The organism is Klebsiella sp. CN_Kp073, assembly GCF_040065495.2.
Taxonomy (GTDB): Bacteria; Pseudomonadota; Gammaproteobacteria; order Enterobacterales; family Enterobacteriaceae; genus Klebsiella; species Klebsiella aerogenes.
Map to the genome: position 1 here is coordinate 125,608 of NZ_CM198051.1, position 18,228 is coordinate 143,835.

General features: G+C 54.5%; 18 protein-coding genes. 7 read left to right on the top strand and 11 right to left on the bottom strand.

The genetic code is table 11. The features are described from left to right. The first annotated feature begins 71 nt into the window (after positions 1-71). The gene (mutM, locus tag ABLV66_RS00635) at positions 72-881 is read left to right on the top strand and encodes a bifunctional DNA-formamidopyrimidine glycosylase/DNA-(apurinic or apyrimidinic site) lyase (protein WP_015369156.1); all 810 of its coding nucleotides are present in this window, start codon (positions 72-74) and stop codon (positions 879-881) included. A 78-nt stretch (positions 882-959) separates the two neighbouring features. Here mutM and coaD read toward each other — a convergent pair whose 3' ends face one another. From coaD to rfaQ, 7 genes are all read right to left on the bottom strand, one after another. Then, positions 960-1,439, bottom strand: a complete 480-nt coding sequence (coaD, locus tag ABLV66_RS00640) for a pantetheine-phosphate adenylyltransferase (RefSeq protein WP_015703808.1) — start codon at positions 1,437-1,439, stop codon at positions 960-962. A 2-nt stretch (positions 1,440-1,441) separates the two neighbouring features. Further along, a complete protein-coding gene (locus tag ABLV66_RS00645; RefSeq protein ID WP_032713074.1) occupies positions 1,442-2,212 on the bottom strand; it encodes a glycosyltransferase family 2 protein in 771 nt (256 codons plus the stop codon). Then, complete coding sequence (gene waaA / locus ABLV66_RS00650) at positions 2,212-3,486, bottom strand: lipid IV(A) 3-deoxy-D-manno-octulosonic acid transferase (RefSeq protein ID WP_015369159.1); 1,275 nt, start codon at positions 3,484-3,486, stop codon at positions 2,212-2,214. The genes ABLV66_RS00645 and waaA overlap by 1 nt, the downstream gene beginning before the upstream one ends. A 92-nt stretch (positions 3,487-3,578) precedes the next feature. Beyond that, positions 3,579-4,568, bottom strand: a complete 990-nt coding sequence (locus tag ABLV66_RS00655) for a glycosyltransferase (protein WP_047066655.1) — start codon at positions 4,566-4,568, stop codon at positions 3,579-3,581. 30 nt (positions 4,569-4,598) lie between these two features. Continuing rightward, the gene (locus ABLV66_RS00660) at positions 4,599-5,693 is read right to left on the bottom strand and encodes a glycosyltransferase (RefSeq protein ID WP_213797562.1); all 1,095 of its coding nucleotides are present in this window, start codon (positions 5,691-5,693) and stop codon (positions 4,599-4,601) included. A gap of 2 nt (positions 5,694-5,695) precedes the next feature. Beyond that, positions 5,696-6,823 carry a glycosyltransferase family 4 protein gene (locus tag ABLV66_RS00665; RefSeq protein ID WP_213797563.1) on the bottom strand — a complete coding sequence of 376 codons (1,128 nt, stop codon included), beginning with the start codon at positions 6,821-6,823 and terminating at the stop codon, positions 5,696-5,698. Continuing rightward, positions 6,820-7,896, bottom strand: a complete 1,077-nt coding sequence (rfaQ, locus tag ABLV66_RS00670; protein WP_348876608.1) for a putative lipopolysaccharide heptosyltransferase III — start codon at positions 7,894-7,896, stop codon at positions 6,820-6,822. Before rfaQ ends, ABLV66_RS00665 begins: the two co-directional genes overlap by 4 nt. Before the next feature lie 111 nt (positions 7,897-8,007). Here rfaQ and ABLV66_RS00675 point away from each other — a divergent pair, with 111 nt between their 5' ends. The 3 genes from ABLV66_RS00675 (at position 8,008) to ABLV66_RS00685 (ending at position 10,944) form a co-directional block, all read left to right on the top strand. Next, positions 8,008-8,970, top strand: a complete 963-nt coding sequence (locus tag ABLV66_RS00675; protein ID WP_045390617.1) for a polysaccharide deacetylase family protein — start codon at positions 8,008-8,010, stop codon at positions 8,968-8,970. A 96-nt stretch (positions 8,971-9,066) separates the two neighbouring features. Next, positions 9,067-9,708: a glycosyltransferase family protein gene (locus ABLV66_RS00680; protein ID WP_045386549.1), complete on the top strand. Its 642-nt coding sequence runs from the start codon at positions 9,067-9,069 to the stop codon at positions 9,706-9,708. Between the two features lie 6 nt (positions 9,709-9,714). Continuing rightward, the gene (locus ABLV66_RS00685; RefSeq protein ID WP_348876607.1) at positions 9,715-10,944 is read left to right on the top strand and encodes an O-antigen ligase family protein; all 1,230 of its coding nucleotides are present in this window, start codon (positions 9,715-9,717) and stop codon (positions 10,942-10,944) included. Positions 10,945-10,956: 12 nt separating this feature from the next. Here ABLV66_RS00685 and ABLV66_RS00690 read toward each other — a convergent pair whose 3' ends face one another. Genes ABLV66_RS00690 through rfaD form a run of 4 tightly spaced genes read right to left on the bottom strand, consistent with a single transcriptional unit; the run spans position 10,957 to position 14,846 of the window. After that, positions 10,957-11,871 (bottom strand): WaaZ-like lipopolysaccharide core biosynthesis protein, encoded by a 915-nt coding sequence (locus ABLV66_RS00690; protein ID WP_047047664.1) that lies wholly within the window; start codon positions 11,869-11,871, stop codon positions 10,957-10,959. Next, positions 11,871-12,842, bottom strand: coding sequence for a lipopolysaccharide heptosyltransferase RfaC (rfaC, locus tag ABLV66_RS00695; RefSeq protein WP_348876606.1), 972 nt, complete (start codon positions 12,840-12,842; stop codon positions 11,871-11,873). The genes ABLV66_RS00690 and rfaC overlap by 1 nt, the downstream gene beginning before the upstream one ends. Before the next feature lie 3 nt (positions 12,843-12,845). Then, positions 12,846-13,904, bottom strand: coding sequence for an ADP-heptose--LPS heptosyltransferase RfaF (gene rfaF / locus ABLV66_RS00700; RefSeq protein ID WP_015703797.1), 1,059 nt, complete (start codon positions 13,902-13,904; stop codon positions 12,846-12,848). A gap of 9 nt (positions 13,905-13,913) precedes the next feature. Then, a complete protein-coding gene (gene rfaD, locus ABLV66_RS00705) occupies positions 13,914-14,846 on the bottom strand; it encodes an ADP-glyceromanno-heptose 6-epimerase (protein ID WP_045390625.1) in 933 nt (310 codons plus the stop codon). Positions 14,847-15,058: 212 nt separating this feature from the next. Here rfaD and kbl point away from each other — a divergent pair, with 212 nt between their 5' ends. The 3 genes from kbl to ABLV66_RS00720 all read left to right on the top strand — a co-directional run bounded on the left by kbl (position 15,059) and on the right by ABLV66_RS00720 (position 18,194). Then, positions 15,059-16,252: a glycine C-acetyltransferase gene (kbl, locus tag ABLV66_RS00710; RefSeq protein WP_015703795.1), complete on the top strand. Its 1,194-nt coding sequence runs from the start codon at positions 15,059-15,061 to the stop codon at positions 16,250-16,252. A gap of 12 nt (positions 16,253-16,264) precedes the next feature. Next, complete coding sequence (gene tdh, locus ABLV66_RS00715; RefSeq protein ID WP_015369171.1) at positions 16,265-17,290, top strand: L-threonine 3-dehydrogenase; 1,026 nt, start codon at positions 16,265-16,267, stop codon at positions 17,288-17,290. Positions 17,291-17,465: 175 nt separating this feature from the next. Continuing rightward, on the top strand, positions 17,466-18,194 hold the full coding sequence (locus tag ABLV66_RS00720) for a hypothetical protein (RefSeq protein WP_348876605.1): 729 nt from the start codon (positions 17,466-17,468) through the stop codon (positions 18,192-18,194). Positions 18,195-18,228: the final 34 nt, after the last annotated feature.

Here is an 18,228-nt window from a genome sequence, read left to right on the forward strand (position 1 = left end):
TTATTAAGCCTTCCGGCCTCTCTTCCCGCTGCCTCCCTGTCACCCGAAACTGTGTGGTTAAGAGGAAAAAAATGCCTGAATTACCTGAAGTCGAAACCAGCCGTCGCGGCATTGAGCCGCATCTGGTAGGCGCTAACATCCTGCACGCCGTAGTACGCAACGGGCGCCTGCGTTGGCCGGTATCCGAAGAGATTTATCGCCTGAGCGATGAACCGGTGCTGAGCGTGCGCCGACGCGCCAAATATCTGCTGCTGGAGCTGCGCCACGGCTGGATCATTATTCATCTTGGCATGTCCGGTAGCCTGCGTATCCTCAGTGAAGAGCAGCCGGCTGAAAAACACGACCACGTCGACCTGGTGCTGAGTAACGGTAAAGTGCTGCGCTATACCGATCCTCGCCGCTTCGGCGCCTGGTTATGGACTAAAGAGCTGGATGGTCATCCGGTGCTGGCGCATCTCGGCCCGGAGCCGCTAAGCGATGAATTCAACGCCGACTATCTCCAGCAGCGTTGCGCGAAGAAGAAAACCGCCATCAAACCCTGGCTGATGGATAACAAGTTGGTGGTGGGCGTGGGGAATATCTACGCCAGCGAATCGCTGTTTTCCGCCGGGATCCATCCCGATCGGCTGGCCTCGTCGCTCTCGCATCAAGAATGCGAGTGGTTAGTGAAGATGATTAAGCTGGTGCTGCTACGCTCAATTGAGCAAGGTGGAACGACGCTGAAGGATTTCCTGCAAAGCGACGGCAAACCGGGATATTTCGCCCAGGAGCTACAGGTTTATGGCCGCAAAGGCGAGCCGTGCCGGATCTGCGGTACGCCGATTATCGCCAGCAAACACGCGCAGCGAGCGACCTTTTATTGCCGCCAGTGTCAGAAGTAGTGGAGAAGGTTGGGGATTATGCCAGGCCAGGTAAGCTGGTAGCCCCGCTAAGCGTAGCGCGAGCGGGGGAAGGACATACTACTTCAGCTTATTTAACAACGCCTGATGCACGTTAGGCGGCAGGAAGTGGGAGACATCGCCCTGGTGGCGCGCCACTTCCTTAACCAGCGATGAAGAGATAAACGACCACTCCTTGCACGGCATCAGGAACACGCTTTCCAGGGTGGGCATCAGATGGCGGTTCATGTGCGCCAGCTGCATTTCATATTCGAAATCCGCCACTGCCCGCAGGCCGCGAATGAGAATATTGGCCTGCTGCGCGCGGGCGAAATTGGCCATCAAATCGCTAAAGCCAATCACCTCAACGTTGACCAGATGCGCCGTTGCCTGCTCCGCCAGCGCAATTCGTTCATCGAGGCTGAACATCGGTTTTTTGCTCGGGCTGGCGGCGATGGCCAGCAAAACCTTATCAAACATACCCGCCGCGCGGGTGACGATATCGATATGGCCGTTGGTGATAGGGTCAAAGGTGCCCGGATAGATCGCTTTTGTGCCCATAATTACACTTTCTCCGAGTAGCCGCGGCTCAGTGCCCACAGCTCGGTGTATTTATTAAACGTGTATTGCGCATTGACTACCGCCAGCAGCCAACCCTGTTTTCCATCCAGTACGCCGCCGCGCAGCAGCAGCGTTTTGACGAAGGCGCCCAGCGTATGGCTGAAAATCCCCGCCATCGAGGTCTTCTTGCCCTTCTGATGACGCTCAAGCGCCCAGGCTGCGGCATACGCCAGCTGTTTTTGCTGGAAGCCGGAGAAGTCGCGGCAGGTCAGGTGCAGCAGATCGCCGCTGAGCGGCACCACTTCGGCCCCAAGGCTATCCAGAGATTCATGCACCAGATTATCGTTATAGCGGTAACGCGCGCGTTCGTACAGGCGCATCACCCGATCGGGATACCAGCCGCTGTGGCGCATAAAGCGCCCGAGGAAGTAGTTACGCCGGGCGATGCTGTAGATAACGCCGCGCTGCGGCGCATCCAGTACCTTGAGGATAGACTCTTTCAACTCAGGCGTAACGCGCTCGTCGGTATCAATCATCAGCACCCAGTCGTGAGTGGCGTAATCTTGCGCGCGCTGGCGCTGAATGCCGTAGCCTTGCCAGTCGGTGTTGCTATAGACCTGGGCGCCCAGGCTACGGGCCAGTTCGACGGTATTGTCGGTACTGCCGGAGTCCAGCACCACCACTTCATCCGCCCAGCTTACCGACGCCAGGCAATCGGCGAGCAGGTCGGCGGCGTTTTTGGCGATCATCACGACGGAGAGTCGGGTCGACATTAGTGGCTCCGCTGCGGCAGGTAGGGTTGCAGTAACTGTAGCAGACGCGACAGCGCGCCCTGGTTTTGATGCAGCACTTCCACCGCGTGGCGGCCGTACCACAGGCGATAATCTTCGTCGGTCAGCAGGGTAGAAACTTCTCTGACCAGCGAGTCGGCGTCCGTGACGGTGATCAGACCATCGTCCTGCTGCAGCTTGGCGCAGATATCTTTAAAGTTAAAGGTGTGCGGACCCATTAGCACCGGAATAGCATGGGCGGCGGGTTCGAGCGGATTGTGTCCGCCGCGTTCAACCAGGCTGCCGCCGACGAACGCCAGGTCGGCAATGCCGTAGAGCAGCATCAGTTCGCCCATAGTATCGCCAATCACCACCTGGGTGCTGTTAGACGGAATTTCACCGGTGCTGCGCATGGTGAAGCTCATCCCGGCTTTTTGCACCATATCGCGGGCGTCGCCGAAGCGTTCCGGATGGCGCGGTACGAGGATCAACAGCAGGTCGGGGAAGGTTTCCAGCAGTTTTTTATGCGCCTGCAGGATGATCTGTTCTTCGCCGTCGTGAGTACTGGTGGCTATCCACACTTTACGGTGCGGCGCCCACTGGCGACGCAGGGTAACGGCCCGCGCCGCCAGTTCCGGGGTGACGGAGATATCGAATTTCAGGCTGCCGGTGACCGCCAGTTGGTTACGTTTGAGACCGAGCGCGAGGAAGCGGTTGCCGTCTTCTTCATTTTGCGCGGCGATAAGCGTGATACGGCTGAGCAGGCGGCGCATAAAACCGCCGAGTTTGGCATAGCCTTTCGCGGAACGTTCTGACAGTCGTGCGTTAGCAATTACCAGCGGAATTTTACGTTTGTGCAGCGCGGCGACCATGTTCGGCCACAGCTCGGTTTCCATCACGATGACCAGTTTCGGCTGCACGCTGTTGAGGAAACGGTTCATGGCGCAGGGGAGGTCATACGGCAGATAGACGTGGTGAACATCTTTGCCGAAAGCGGACATGGCGCGTTCAGAACCGGTCGGCGTCATGGTCGTGACGGTGATCGGCAGTGATGGATAACGATGGCGTAGCGCGCGCACCAGCGGGATCGCCGCCAGCGTTTCACCGACGGAGACGGAGTGCAGCAGAATGCCATCCGGCACTACCTTGTTTTGACAGAAGCCATAACGTTCAGCCCAGCGTTTACGGTATGCCGGGGCCTTACGGCTGCGCAGCAGCAGTCGCAGCCACACCAGCGGCTGAATGAGGTAGAGTAGGGTGGTATAAAGCAATTCCAAACTATTTATCCGTTTTAGGTTTTTTGCGGGCAAATTCTAAGCATTTAACCCGCGTAAAGCTATCTCTTTGGCGGAAACCGAGGGATTTCGACCTATGCGGCGTTGAGATAGCGCTTGATGCGCAAATAGCGGCGTCCCAGACGCCAGCGTAAACGGAACGTGCAGGCGTTACTCCAGATCAGGCGCCAGATGCCGCGTTCGAAGAATTCTTTGATGATAATATGCTTTTTCGACTCATCTTTCATGCAGTCGAAGGTATGAATAATCCCCAACCCCTCTTTGGCTATCTGCCAGCGGCAGGCGGAAATGTGCCGTACCTTGTCCGGATAGCGTTGGTTGATGGCGCTGAGCATCTCGAGGATCTTCATATAATGGCGCGCTGAGCGCATCAGCGTATCGTCGTTGTCCGGCTTATGCGAGACCGATTCCGAGTGAATGTAATAGTCGTAAAATTGCTCGCTGGTGTACTGCACGCGTTCGGCGGCCAGCAATGCTTCCGTCGTCCAGGGAATATCCTGATGGCGCAGGCCCGGCTCAAAGTGGAAATGGTGCTGGTTGATAAAATCGCGGCGATAGATGTTCAGCCAGGTGACGTGCAGAAACTTACGCGAGTCGAGCGCCTGCTTTAGCCAGACGTAACCCGGCAGGACGCCAGTAGACTGCAGGCGCTCCGGCGGGAAAATCGGGTGAATATCGTCGCGGCTTTCGTACACATAGCGGCCATTACAGGTCGCGACATCGAGATTGCCCTTCTCGGCCATTTCCAGCAGCGTGCGGTACATGCCGGGATAGAACTTATCGTCAATGTCCGGGAAGGCGAGGTATTTACCGCTTGCCGCCGCCATACCGGTATTACGCGCTACCGAGACGCCCTGATTCTCCTGCTCCAGCACGGTGACGTTCTGCAGCCTGTCTTTCCATTGGTCGATAACCGCCAGGCTACCGTCGGTAGAACCGTCGTTCACCAGGATCAGCTCATAGCTTGCCAACTGCTGTTGTTCGAGGCATTCAAAGAATTGCGCAAGGAATTTTTCACCGTTATACACGGCGGCTACGATGCTCAATAAAGGCGTTTGACTCATAACTCATTCGATCCTGGTTAAAAAACGACGTCAGGCGCTGCGCAGCTGACGGTACTGTTGGCAAATCGACTCAACGCTGAATTTTTCCAGCGCGGCGGAATCAATGGCCGGCGGGCTATGGTAAATGCTTTGCATCGTCTGGGCTAGCGCAGAACTGTTGAGATCGGCCAGACCGCGGGACAGTTCGCCGCTGAGGATCTCGCTTACCCCGCCAGGACAGCGGGTGCTGGCAACCGGCGTATTCAGCAGTAGCGCTTCAACAATGACGTTGCCAAACCCTTCGCTGTCGGAGCTGAGCGTTAGCATTCGCGCATGTTTAATCCACGGCAGCGGGTTGGGCTGAAAGCCTTTAAACAGCACCCGATCGCCGACCTGCAGCTGCTGCGCCAGTTGACGAAGCCGCTGTTCCTGCTCCGGTTTGCCCTGCCCGAGCAGCACCAGCGGCGCCTCGATACCGCTTTGCGCGTAGGCTTCAATCAGCCGGTCATGGCGCTTACCCGGATGGAAGCGGCCGACGTGGATAATATAGTCCCCTTGGGGAATATCGGCCGGCGCGTCTGCCGCCGCGTGAATGGCGGCGATATCGAACGGGTTATAGATGGTTTTAAGCTGTGCCGGGCGCAGTGCGAACTGCTCGACCAAATCCTTTCCAACCGCATCGGAAACGGTCACCACGTTGCGCCCCTGGTATACCCGCTTGATTTTTTGCTGCTTCATCCAGCGGTCAAAACCGCTGCGATGGCCAAGATAAGAGGTAGAGAAAACGCCGTGTAGACAGAACCAGACGTTGCGATCCTGCAATTCCCGGCTGCGGGCGACGATGCGATCGGTTTTGTGCAGATTCGACAGTACCAGATCGAAGCGACCATGCTGTTCTGCTTGTTCAATCGCGCGATCAAGCTGGCGCGCGCGGCGGGAGAGTTCCGTTAGCTTGCGCCACGGTTTGCGGCAGCGGTCGGCAATCACCTGATAATCGAGCCCTTCCGGCAGCGGATAATCGCAGACGTCGCGCAGCGAAAACAGCGATACCTGTTCGCCCTGGCTGAGAAAATGTTCCGCCAGCGTGAGCACGACTTTCTCCGCGCCGCCGCCCGGCAGGCCATCGATAACAAACAATATGCGCATCGTTATTTCACCAGATCCTGATAGAGAGAAAGCAGCTGCGTCGACAGTCGCTCGCTGGTGCAGTCCATAATTCGTTCGCGGGCGCGTGTGCCTTCAGCCGAACCCAGCGCGCGCGCGGGCAGCGCCATGACCGCCTGCTGTAACGCGGCGATATCCAGCGCGTCGCAGACGTAGCCATTGCTGCCTTCGACGATGAACTCCGCGCCGCCGCAGCCGGTGGTGGTGATAACCGGCAGGCCGCAGGCCATCGCTTCCAGAATTACATTCGGGAATGGATCATACAGCGTCGGCAGCAGCAGTCCGTCGGCCATCTGATAGAACGGCAGCGTTTCGGACTGCATGCCGAAGAAACGCACGCGATCTTCGCAGTTCAGCGATTTTGCCAGCTGTTGATAGCGGTTCTGTTCTTTGTCTTTGCCGACCACCAACAGATAACGGTCGGTGGGGGCGATGGCGCGGATTGCCGCATCCAGCCCTTTTCGTTCAAAGCCGGAACCAACATAAATCAGGCAGCTTGCCTGTAGCGGCAACTGCCATTTAGCGCGTAATGCGGCAAAGGTCTCTTCGCCTGGCGGCAGAAAACGTTGGTTATCAATAGCGTTATAGATGACGTGGATTTTATCCGCCGGCAGGCCGAAGTCTTCGATAATTTCCTGCTTGATCATCTCCGCGTTGCAAATCACCCCACGCAGGTGCGCGTCCTGATACATCTCGCGTTCCGCCTGCATCACATAACGGTGATAGCGGTCGGCGAACAGCAGGCGGCTTTTCCAGGCCGGTAAAATGCGCGAGCGCTGTTGCAGCCAGCGGCGATGAACGCCGTCGCCTGCGCGGTATAGATCGCAACCCGGAATACGCTCATGGCTTTGCACCAGGTCGAATGATTCACTCTGCCAGAGCGCGCGCGCGGCGTTGGCGAAACCGCGTTCACGGCTGATGCGCCCCCATTTGCGCGGGTTGCAGATGTGAATATGCCAGTCCGGTTTGACAGGCCCTTGCCACTCGCGGGTGATGACGTTCAGTTCCAGATTACTGCTGTCGAGGGCTTCCAGCGCGCGGGAGACAAAGCGCTCCGCGCCGCCGTCGGGGCGATACTTTTGCCGTACCAGAGCCAGCCGGAATTTACTCATGCCAGTACCTTTTTCGCCGCCGCGATAACCGCGTCGGTAGGGATTAAATCAAGATAGCGTTCTTCGGTGTTGGTATTGATGTCGTCGGGGTCGGGCAGCGGGCCGAAGTCGCCGGCCCAGATAACCTCGCCTTTCGCCTGCCACGGCCGCCAGAAGGTCAGTTTCGACGGGCCAAATAGCGCGATGAGCGGCGTACCCAGCGCTGCCGCCATATGCATCGGCACCGAATCTACGCCGATAAACAGGCGGGCGTGATCGATAACCGCCGCCAGCTGGCGGAGCGTCAACTGACCGGCTAATGAGTGCAGTCGCGCCTGCGGGCAGCCGCTAATGATGTTCTCTACCATCTGCTTTTCTTTGGCGTCAGGGCCAGAGGTAAGCACCACCGCGTAGCCTTCTGCTGACAGCGCATTAATCAGCGCGCTCATGCGCTCTTCGCGCCAGCATTTAAAGAACCAGCGCGAAGTCGGTTGAATAACGATGTAGTTCTCCTGGAAGCCGTCCGGCAGCAGCGAACGGCTGGTCGTCCAGTCAGATTCGCTGTAGCCCATCCGCGCCGGCGCATCGTTTATCTCAAGCCCCAGCGGCGACAGAATAGAGAGGTTTTGCTGCACCGTGTGCAGCTGATTGTGCTGCTGGGTAGAAGCAAGCGCGGTGTGGCAGTAGCGCCAGAACAGATGACGGCGCTTAGGGAAATCGAAACCGATGCGCGTCGGCGCGCCGGTTAATTTGCTGATGATCGCGCTGGGCCATTGATCGGCAAGGTTGAGCACCATGTCGTAGCGCTGCTGGCGCAGATTGCGGATGAGCTGCCATTCCATCTTAAGCTGATGCCGCTTGCCCTGCTTTTTCCAGCTGCGATCGATCGCGTAAATCTGGTTAATCTCCGGATTCGCCGCCAACATGTCGCGGGTTTCAGCATACAGCAGTACATCGACGCGAGCGGCGGGATATTGCTGTTTGAGCGCGTTTATCAGCGGGGTGATCAGCAACATGTCGCCATGATGGCGCAGCTTAATGACCAGGATCCGCGCCGGGTTCTGCTGGCCGGGGGAGAGGGTTTCAGGCGTCATACTCTGTTCTTCATCCAGGATAAGGGTTCCGATTCTAGGGGATCGTGCAGATTGAGAGAAGCGTTGTATTGCTCTACCATGGACCGATACGTATGGCCTGAGGACGTTTTCGTGCATAATCCCGCATTTCTCATCACGATTGATACAGAGGGTGACAACCTCTGGCAAAAACATGACAGCATCACCACGGAGAATGCGCGCTATCTTCCGCGTTTTCAGCAGCTTTGCGAAAAGTATGGCTTCAAACCGGTCTATTTGACCAATTATGAAATGGCCATCGACCCTTTTTATATCGAGTTTGCTAAAGATGTCATCGCGCGCGGCACGGCGGAAATCGGTATGCATCTGCATGCCTGGAACAGTCCGCCGACCGAGCCGCTGACCGCGGATGACTGGCGTCATAAGCCTTATCTCATCGAGTACAGCGATGCCGCCATGCGTGAGAAGGTCGACTATATGACCCATCTACTGGAAGATACCTTCCAGACCAAAATGGTGAGCCATCGCGCCGGGCGCTGGGCGTTTGACGAGCGCTACGCGCGCCTGCTGGTGGAGTACGGTTATCAGGTGGATTGCTCGGTGACGCCGCGGGTGAACTGGAAAACCGCTAAAGGCGCGCCGCAGGGCGATGGCGGTACGGATTATCGTCGCTTCCCGCAACATGCTTATTTTCTTGATGAAAATGATATCAGTCGCGAAGGTCATTCCCCGCTGCTGGAAGTGCCTATGAGCATTCAATACAAACACTCAGCATGGATGAATAGCGTTAAGCAAGGCTACGATAGGCTACGCGGCAAAGTCCGTTCGCCGTCCGTACACTGGCTGCGTCCGATGGGCGGTAACGTCGAGACCATGAAAAAAGTAGTTCAGCAGACGCTGGCGCAGGGTAATGATTATGTTGAGTATATGCTGCATTCATCGGAGTATATGCCAGGCGGTAGCCCGACCTTTAAGAATGAACAAGATATTGAACGTTTATATGCCGATCTGGAAGCGTTCTTTAGCTGGCTTGCGCCGCAGGTCCGCGGAATGTCTTTAGCAGAATATTATAATTTCAAGAGAAATCTTACATAAAACAATCATTACTGATAGAGGTGAGGCGTTAATCTGGTGTAATATCATCAGTCGAATGAATAATTAACGCCTGAATTATTAATATACTGAGGTTTTATGAAGATAGCAACCGTACTACGCTCTGGCGGTGATTATAACCAAAGCCATGTGCAGTGGTTATACAAACAATTGCCAGCAGACATCGAGAAAGTGTGCTTTACCGATTTAACTATTCCTGGCGTTAACACCATTAAACTAACTGAAGATTTGCCTGGCTGGTGGTCAAAAATCGAGATGTTTAATCCGGATTCGGTTGCCGAAGATATTTTTTATCTCGATTTAGATGTCGTCGTTGTCGGTGATATTAGTGATATTCTGGCAAATAAACAGCTGACCATGCTGAGTGATTTTTTCTTTCCGCAGAAAACCAAAAACTCCGCTATCATGCGCGTTCCGCATGAGGAAAAGTACAAGGTCTGGGAAGCTTTTAAGCGCTATCCGGAACTATTCATGACGCGCTATCAGAGCGGTGGTGACCAGGAGTTTATCAGCAAAATCTATCCACACGCCGCTATCTGGCAGGACATTTTACCCGGACAGATCGTTAGCTATAAAAAGCATGTCATTCATAAGAAGAAGAATGAACATGCCACCGGTGATGGCACCGTGCCTGCGGGGACGCGAATTGTCTGTTTCCATGGAAAACCACGCCCTTGGGACTGCGGTGAAGCCTGGGTGCCACCATTTGAGAAAGCTTAATTATTTATGAGTAAAGTGATGTCGCCAGTGACAATATTGCTTCTGGCAATATTGTCATGTGTTTTTGTGATGCCGGAGAAAATTATGGGTAGAAATCTCTTTTACCTGTCTTCGGTTATTACCTTAATTTATGCGGTAATTAACAGAAAACGTCTTACTATTAAAAAAGAGGAGATGTTTCTTTCTCTGACGCTATTGATGTTAGGAGCTTCACAGCTTATTTGGTCATATCGCTTTCCGGGTAATCCGGCTGAAATTTATATGGCTGATGTTAGCTATCCTCGCTCAGGCGCTTATTTGATGATCGGCGCTGTGATGATGTTACTCTTGCCTGCGGTATTAAGGACAACAGCAATACAATATGGCAAAAGCTTGAGTTACGCATTAGTCGCGGGCTTTTCAGTATTGACGCTATACGCTTTACATTATCATTTTTTTGTTTCCGGCGATCGCCTGAGAATCGATAACTCCGCAACCTTAAGCGCCTATCTTTATACGATATACTCGTTATTGACGCTATATGCTTTAGCTTGCGTCAATATCCGCTATCGCAACTATATTGCCAGCGGTGTGATATTTTTCTCGCTGTGGATTATTTTTCTGACTGAAACTCGCTCGGCGCTGCTTATTTATCCGGCGGTACTGCTCTATGCCCTACTGACCGGTAACGTGATGTCGAAGAAAAAATCAGCGCTGGCGTGCCTGATGCTGTTGGTTGCTGGCCTGGCAGTGATTGAGTTGGCGTTTCCCTCGCTGAAAGATCGGGCGAGTGAAGCGGTCACTGAGATCTCGGACTATCAAAGCGATAACAATACCTCGATGGGTTCCCGGCTCAGTATGTGGCATACCGGGATCTATGAAATTATTGCTCATCCCGGTGGCGTAAGCTCGCAGCAGCGTTTCCAGATCCTCTCGCAATTGATGTATGAGAAAGAGCAGGGGAATCCCGAGGGGTTGCGCAACATTGTTTATCATCTTCATAATGATTTGATCGAAACCATGTCGCTACAGGGCGTTATTGGCGGCCTCTTCCTGCTGGCATTGTATGGCGCGATGCTGCTCTATGTTTACAGAAAGGCGACGCTGAAATGTGCATTGGCGTTTATTGGCGCGCCGGTGATTCTTTTTGGCTGCGTCGATACTCTGTTTATCCACGACAGATTTATCATTATGTTTATTGTGGCGTTAGCCGTTTTCACGGCGTTATCGCCGGAAAAAACTGCGGAAGAATCGTGATGGAGTGGCCGTTCAGGCCACTTCATGTAGCGCTTGAGATAACGGCATTTTAGGAAATACCTGTTCAGGAATTGCGCTATTAAGGGAAAGATTAATTACCGTAATACCCTTTGCCTGTAAATGACGGCTGGCGAGTTCAAAGGCGGGGAAAACCATACCATCTACTTTATCGGCGAGATATGAGGGAAGCTTATTCTCACCATTTTCATAAAATCGCGGTTGCTCAAAATTATTCATATCCAGACCGGCAATAATAATTCTGTTGAATCCCAGCCAGGCGATAATCTGCAGCGCCCAGTAAGCCACCGTTCCCGCGTCAAATATCCCTTTGCGAATATCGGTTGAGAAACCAATATGGCTTAAGTTTTGGTGCAGGAGCGCACTTGGGGAGCGGCTAAAGACCGTCGCGATATCGTTACCGGGGATCTTCGGCTGGTAAATCTTATAACAGGCATCTTCAATCAGGGCGAGTCGACACTGAATATTGTTGAGCCCGATGCGCTCAATGATTTTGGCAATACCGTGGGTAGTGGTAAAAAAGAGGATCCGTGGATTGCTGACAATACCGGCGATAACCTCGGGTTTACGGTCAAAAAACTCCATATCAACGATCAGATACAGAGAAAACCCTACCTTTCCTTCGAGAAAGTAAGCGCCGTTGACGCCCATTACCGGCAACGATGACGGGATAATAGAAAAATCGACATCGTTGATTGATGGACCGGTCGCGGTGAGCAGCATTGGCCCGGAGAAAGCGTCTTTTAATTCACTTAGGCTACACAGCGGTACCGATTCGCCCTTGTATTGTAAGGCACAAATTTCACCGCTTTCCGCCCGGCGGATCTTTACCCACGGCCACAGGTTTTCATTGTGGCGGTAGGCGCGCGGGCGGGTATAGCGATAAATTTGCTTGAATAGCGATCCCATTAAACCAATCCCTGTGCTTGCAACAGTTGCTGAACATGCTCAGCGGTAATATCGCCGGTGCTGCTACCGTACGGCGGGCGGACGATATGCTGGTTTTTGCCATATCCGCCAATCAGTCCCGGATCGGTTGGGCCGTAGAGCGTGAAATTGGGTTTATCGAGCGCCGCAGTCAGATGGCTCAGCCCGGTGTCGACGGAAACTACGCCGCGTGCGCCAGCCAGAATCTGCGCAACCTGCTCAAGGCTCATGCGCGGTAGTACATCGACGTTATCGCGTCCTTCCGCCAGCCGTTTTGCCCGCGCCTCTTCGTGCGGCGCGCCCCACGGCAGCTTAATACGCACGGCGCTAGCCGCCAGCAGATCCAGAAGCTCTTGCCAGCGCGCTTCCGGCCAGTGTTTATCATCGCGGGTGGTGGCGTGCAGGAAGACCAGATACGGCTCTGTTGCCGGTGCGTCAGGGCGAATAAAGTGGCGTGCGATGGCGTAATCACCCTGCGTTTGCGGCCTGGCATAGCCCAGGCTTTTGGCGAACAGTTCGCGCGTGCGCTCTACTGCGTGCTGCTCGACAGCAATATGGTGGCGACGGTTATAAAACAGGCTTGCCAGCGGCTCGCGGGCGGACTGCCAGTCCATGCCATGTTTGACGCCGTGCGCCAGACGCGTTACCAGCGCGGCGCTTTTCACCAGCCCCTGCGCATCAATAATGGCATCGTAGTTGACGGCTTTTACGGCATCGCGAAAGGCCTTTCTTTCCGCTTTGATAGGCGCGGAAAACCAGGCTTTGCGCCAGCGGCGAATCGCCACCGGAATCACCCGCTCGACGGCGGCATGCCATGAAGGGATCTGCGCGAAGCCTTCTTCAACCACCCAGTCAAAGCGGATACCGGGGATGGCCTGCGCGGCGTCGGTTAGCGCGGGCAGCGTGTGTAGCACGTCGCCCATGGACGAGGTTTTTACGATCAATACCCGCATCCGTTACGCTTCCTCGTGCTCGGTTTTTTCCGCTAACAGTTCGTTCAGCTCTTGCAGGACGCGTTCTGGAGTGATGTCGATCAGGCTTTGATGATAGCCCTCAGCGGCATCGCCTTTGCGCACCTTGTGGTAGCCGCTAATCAGGCGAATAACCCGCGCTTTATGCGACAGCGGCGGGGTAAAGTCCGGGCTGCTCGGGCCGTACAGCGCCACCAACGGGCGATCCAGCGCGGCGGCGACGTGCATCAGCCCCGAATCGTTGCTGACCACAGCCTGACAGGCGGCAATCAGAATCACGGCCTGTTCCAGCTGGGTTTCGCCGGCCAGGTTACGGCACCAGGCCTGCTGCTCGCTGCTGAGCGCGGCGATGATCTCTTTGCCGGCATCGTTATCTTTCGCCGAGCCGAAGAGCGCTATCTGATAACCATCGTCAATGAGCTTTTTCGCCAGCGCGGCATAGTGATAATGCGGCCAGCGTTTGGCCGGGCCGAATTCCGCGCCGGGGCAGAAGCCGATAATCGGCCGATCGTTCGAAAGATTAAAGGCGTTGCAGGCCTGTGATTTTTCGCCATCGTTGACCTGCAGCTGCGGCCACAGCAGCGGTTGTGGAAGGTCTTTAGCGCAGCGCATCACGCCGTTATCGTAGGCCAGCGCCACGTAGCGCTCCACCATCAGCGGCCAGGCGTCTTTGTCCAGCACGCGGGCGTCGTTAAGCAGGCCGTAGCGCATCTCGCCGCGCCAGCCGGTGCGCAGCGGAATGTTGGCGAAGAAAGGCACTAATGCCGATTTAAACGAGTTCGGCAGCACGTAAGCGCGATCGTAGCGACGATCGCGCAGGCTGTGGCCGAGTTTACGACGCTCGCCGATAGCCAGCGCGCCGTGGCCGAGCGGCATGGCGATCGCTTCGTTGACTTCCGGCATGCGCGATAACAACGGACGGCACCATGCCGGCGCCATCACGTCGATAATCGCCTGGGGATAGCGCGCCCTGAGCGTACGATAAAGACTTTGCGACATCATCATGTCGCCCACCCAAGACGGGCCTATCACCAATATTTTCATGCTTGTTTCTTACGCGTCGCGGTTTAGCCAGGCCATATATTCCGTTACGCCTTCGGCAACGGTTTTGAACGGTTTGTCATAGCCCGCTTTACGCAGGTTAGTCAGATCGGCCTGCGTGAATGCCTGGTAGCGGCCTTTCAGTTTGTCCGGGAACGGGATGTATTCAATGCTGCCTTTCTTATGGTACGCCAGGGTCGCATCGGCGACGGCCTGGAAGGATTCCGCGCGGCCGGTACCGAGGTTGAAGATACCGGAAACGCCATTTTCCCAGAACCACAGGTTTACCGCGGCGACATCGCCGACATAGACGAAGTCGCGTTTAAAGCCGTCGCTGCCTTCGAACAGTTTCGGACTTTCGCCATTATTCAGCTGGGTATTGAGGTGGAAGGCCACGCTCGCCATGCTGCCTTTGTGCCCTTCGCGCGGTCCGTAGACGTTGAAATAACGGAACCCGACGATCTGCGAATCCGCTTCCGGCAGGATCTGACGGACGTATTCGTCGAACAGGAATTTAGAGTAGCCGTAGACGTTCAGCGGTTTTTCAAATTCGCGTGATTCGATAAAGTCGCTGGTGCGCCCGCCGTAGGTGGCGGCAGAAGAGGCGTACAGGAACGGGATTTCGCGCTCCAGACAGTAGTGCAGCACCTCTTTGGAGTACTGATAGTTGTTATCCATCACATACTTGCCGTCCCACTCGGTCGTGGAAGAGCAGGCGCCTTCATGGAATACCGCTTCGATCTCGCCGAACTCTTCGCCGGCCATAATCTGGATCAGAAAATCTTCTTTATCCATGTAGTCAGCGATGTCCAGATCCACCAGGTTTACGAATTTGGTGCCGTCTTTCAGATTGTCTACAACCAGAATATCGGTGATGCCTTTGTCATTCAGGGCTTTAACGATGTTGCTGCCGATAAAGCCTGCGCCGCCGGTTACGATGATCATAACTGTACCTTTGAAGTAGAAAGCCCGGAAACAATCCGGACATGAATACTCATATCATATCACTACATCCGAAAGGCTTCAGCCATTCGCCGAAAAGGTGCTGGCCGTGCGTGATTTATGCTGCAAATTATTCATTCAGGCATGCATCATCTCGTATCAACGTATAACTTTGGGTAATATGTGCCAAATTTTGCCGAATCTGGAGAGTTGCAATGCGTGGTGATTTCTACAAACAGTTAACCAATGACCTGGATACCGCGCGCGCGGAAGGGTTGTTTAAAGAAGAGCGTATCATTACTTCGGCTCAGCAGGCGGACATCACCGTCGGCGACAGCCACGTCATTAACTTCTGCGCCAATAACTATCTGGGTCTGGCGAACCACCCGGAACTGATTGCCGCGGCGAAATCCGGCATGGACAGCCACGGCTTCGGGATGGCCTCGGTGCGCTTCATCTGCGGTACCCAGGACACGCATAAGCAGCTCGAGAAGAAGCTGGCGGATTTCCTCGGTATGGAAGACGCGATTCTCTACTCCTCCTGCTTTGATGCCAACGGCGGCCTGTTTGAAACGCTGCTGGGACCGGAAGATGCCATTATCTCTGATGCCCTGAATCACGCGTCGATCATCGACGGCGTGCGCCTGTGCAAAGCTAAGCGTTTCCGCTATGCCAACAACGACATGCAGGAGCTGGAAGCGCGTCTGAAAGAAGCGCGCGAAGCCGGCGCTCGCCACGTGCTGATCGCCACCGATGGCGTTTTCTCGATGGACGGCGTGATCGCCAACCTGAAAGGCGTCTGCGACCTGGCGGATAAATATGATGCGCTGGTGATGGTCGATGATTCTCACGCGGTGGGCTTTGTCGGCGAAAACGGCCGCGGTTCCCATGAATATTGCGACGTGATGGGCCGCGTCGACATCATCACCGGTACGTTGGGTAAAGCGCTGGGCGGCGCGTCAGGCGGTTACACCGCCGCACGCAAAGAAGTCGTTGAGTGGCTGCGCCAGCGTTCTCGTCCGTATCTGTTCTCCAACTCCCTGGCGCCGGCCATTGTCGCCGCCTCCATCAAGGTGCTGGAGATGGTGGAAGCGGGCAGCGAACTGCGCGATCGCCTGTGGGCTAACGCGCGCCTGTTCCGCGAAAAAATGACCGCCGCAGGCTTTACCCTGGCAGGCGCCGACCACGCGATTATCCCGGTGATGCTCGGTGAAGCCACCATCGCCCAGGAGTTCGCGCGCGAATTGCAAAAAGAAGGTATTTACGTCACCGGATTCTTCTATCCGGTGGTTCCAAAAGGCCAGGCGCGTATTCGCACCCAGATGTCGGCGGCGCATACCCCTGAACAAATTGAACGTGCGGTAGAAGCCTTTACCCGCATCGGCAAACAACTGGGCGTCATCGCCTAATAAGGGTGTGAGATGAAAGCGTTATCCAAACTGAAAGCGGAAGAAGGCATCTGGATGACCGACGTACCGGAACCGGAAGTCGGCCATAACGATCTGCTGATTAAAATCCGTAAGACCGCGATTTGCGGTACCGATGTGCACATCTATAACTGGGATGAATGGTCGCAGAAAACCATCCCGGTACCGATGGTGGTGGGTCACGAGTATGTCGGTGAAGTCGTGGGTATCGGTCAGGAAGTGCGCGGCTTTAAGCTCGGCGATCGCGTTTCCGGCGAAGGGCACATCACCTGCGGACACTGCCGTAACTGTCGCGGCGGCCGCACGCATCTGTGCCGCAATACCATCGGCGTGGGGGTAAACCGCCCGGGCTGTTTCGCTGAATATCTGGTGATCCCGGCCTTCAACGCTTTCAAAATCCCGGACAATATCTCTGACGACCTGGCATCCATCTTCGACCCGTTCGGTAATGCGGTGCATACCGCGCTCTCCTTCGACCTGGTCGGTGAAGACGTGCTGGTTTCCGGCGCCGGTCCGATCGGGGTGATGGCCGCGGCGGTGGCGAAACATGTCGGCGCGCGTAACGTGGTGATTACCGATGTTAACGAATATCGCCTGGAACTGGCGCGTAAAATGGGCGTCACCCGCGCAGTCAACGTGGCGAAAGAGAATCTTAACGATGTGATGGCGGAGCTGGGGATGACCGAAGGCTTCGACGTGGGCCTGGAGATGTCCGGCGCGCCGCCTGCGTTCCGCACCATGCTTGATACCATGAACCACGGCGGACGTATTGCGATGCTGGGTATTCCTCCGTCGGATATGTCTATCGACTGGACCAAGGTCATCTTCAAGGGGCTGTTTATCAAAGGGATTTACGGCCGCGAAATGTTTGAAACCTGGTATAAGATGGCGGCGCTGATCCAGTCGGGCCTCGATCTTTCGCCGATTATCACCCATCGTTTCGGTATTGATGACTTCCAGAAAGGCTTTGACGCGATGCGTTCCGGTCAGTCTGGTAAAGTGGTACTGAGCTGGGATTAAGCGAATTATCGTCAGGATGACGATAATAAGCATTCTTGCTGCCCATGGTTTATGGGCAGCATATTCTTCACATATATATTGGTAATAAAGTTTTTGTTATTACGTCGGTCGCTATTGAACTGCTGCCCGGTTTATTTATATTCTGCCATATCTTCATATAACAAGGATGAGATATATGGCCCTCTCTATTTTTATTAGCCGTCTTTGGCGATTGAAGAATATTATCTTACCGGCGCTATTGCTTTTTATGAGCTTTGGCGTTTTGGCTGAGCAAAAGCTTGAGCATGGCGTGCTGCAAGCCTACTGGAAAGCGCAATGGAGTGATAATGCTACCATTAATGTTCCTACCCTCGGATTTCGCTATTATTGGCTGGATGACCAGGGGAAATTTAAAAAAGTCATCAATATATATGTTAAGGGAACGCTGAAAGAACAGTTGCTGTTTATTAGGCAGAATTTTAGTGAGATCCCGGAGAATTTTATCAGGTTTCGCGAGTGGCATGTTAACCAGTCGGGCAGTCTGTTGGTTAATAATGTCGCGCAGTATGCCGAATGTAACAGTGAGAACTATAGCGCCTTATTACTCTCGTTTATTCCCACGCAAAATAAATCCTTACCTAATATAGACGACATGAATGTTCAGGTCTCTTGCGGCGGGGACGGACGCTATCCCTGGTTAACGACATATCATTTACAGCGTGAATGGAATCAGCTTTCATTCAAAGAATGGCCAGATGATAATGCGAATAATACATATTCCGTTATGGCTGATGACGTGGTGGTTAAAATACGCACTATTAACAAATACTGGATCTATGCCGCTCTTTACGATGACAGCAAAGCTGACCGTATGAGTGACAAACGGGGGTACATAAGGAGAGGGCATCTCAAACCCGATAACTGATACCCGATGGTATCGGGCAAGGGGATGAAATTTA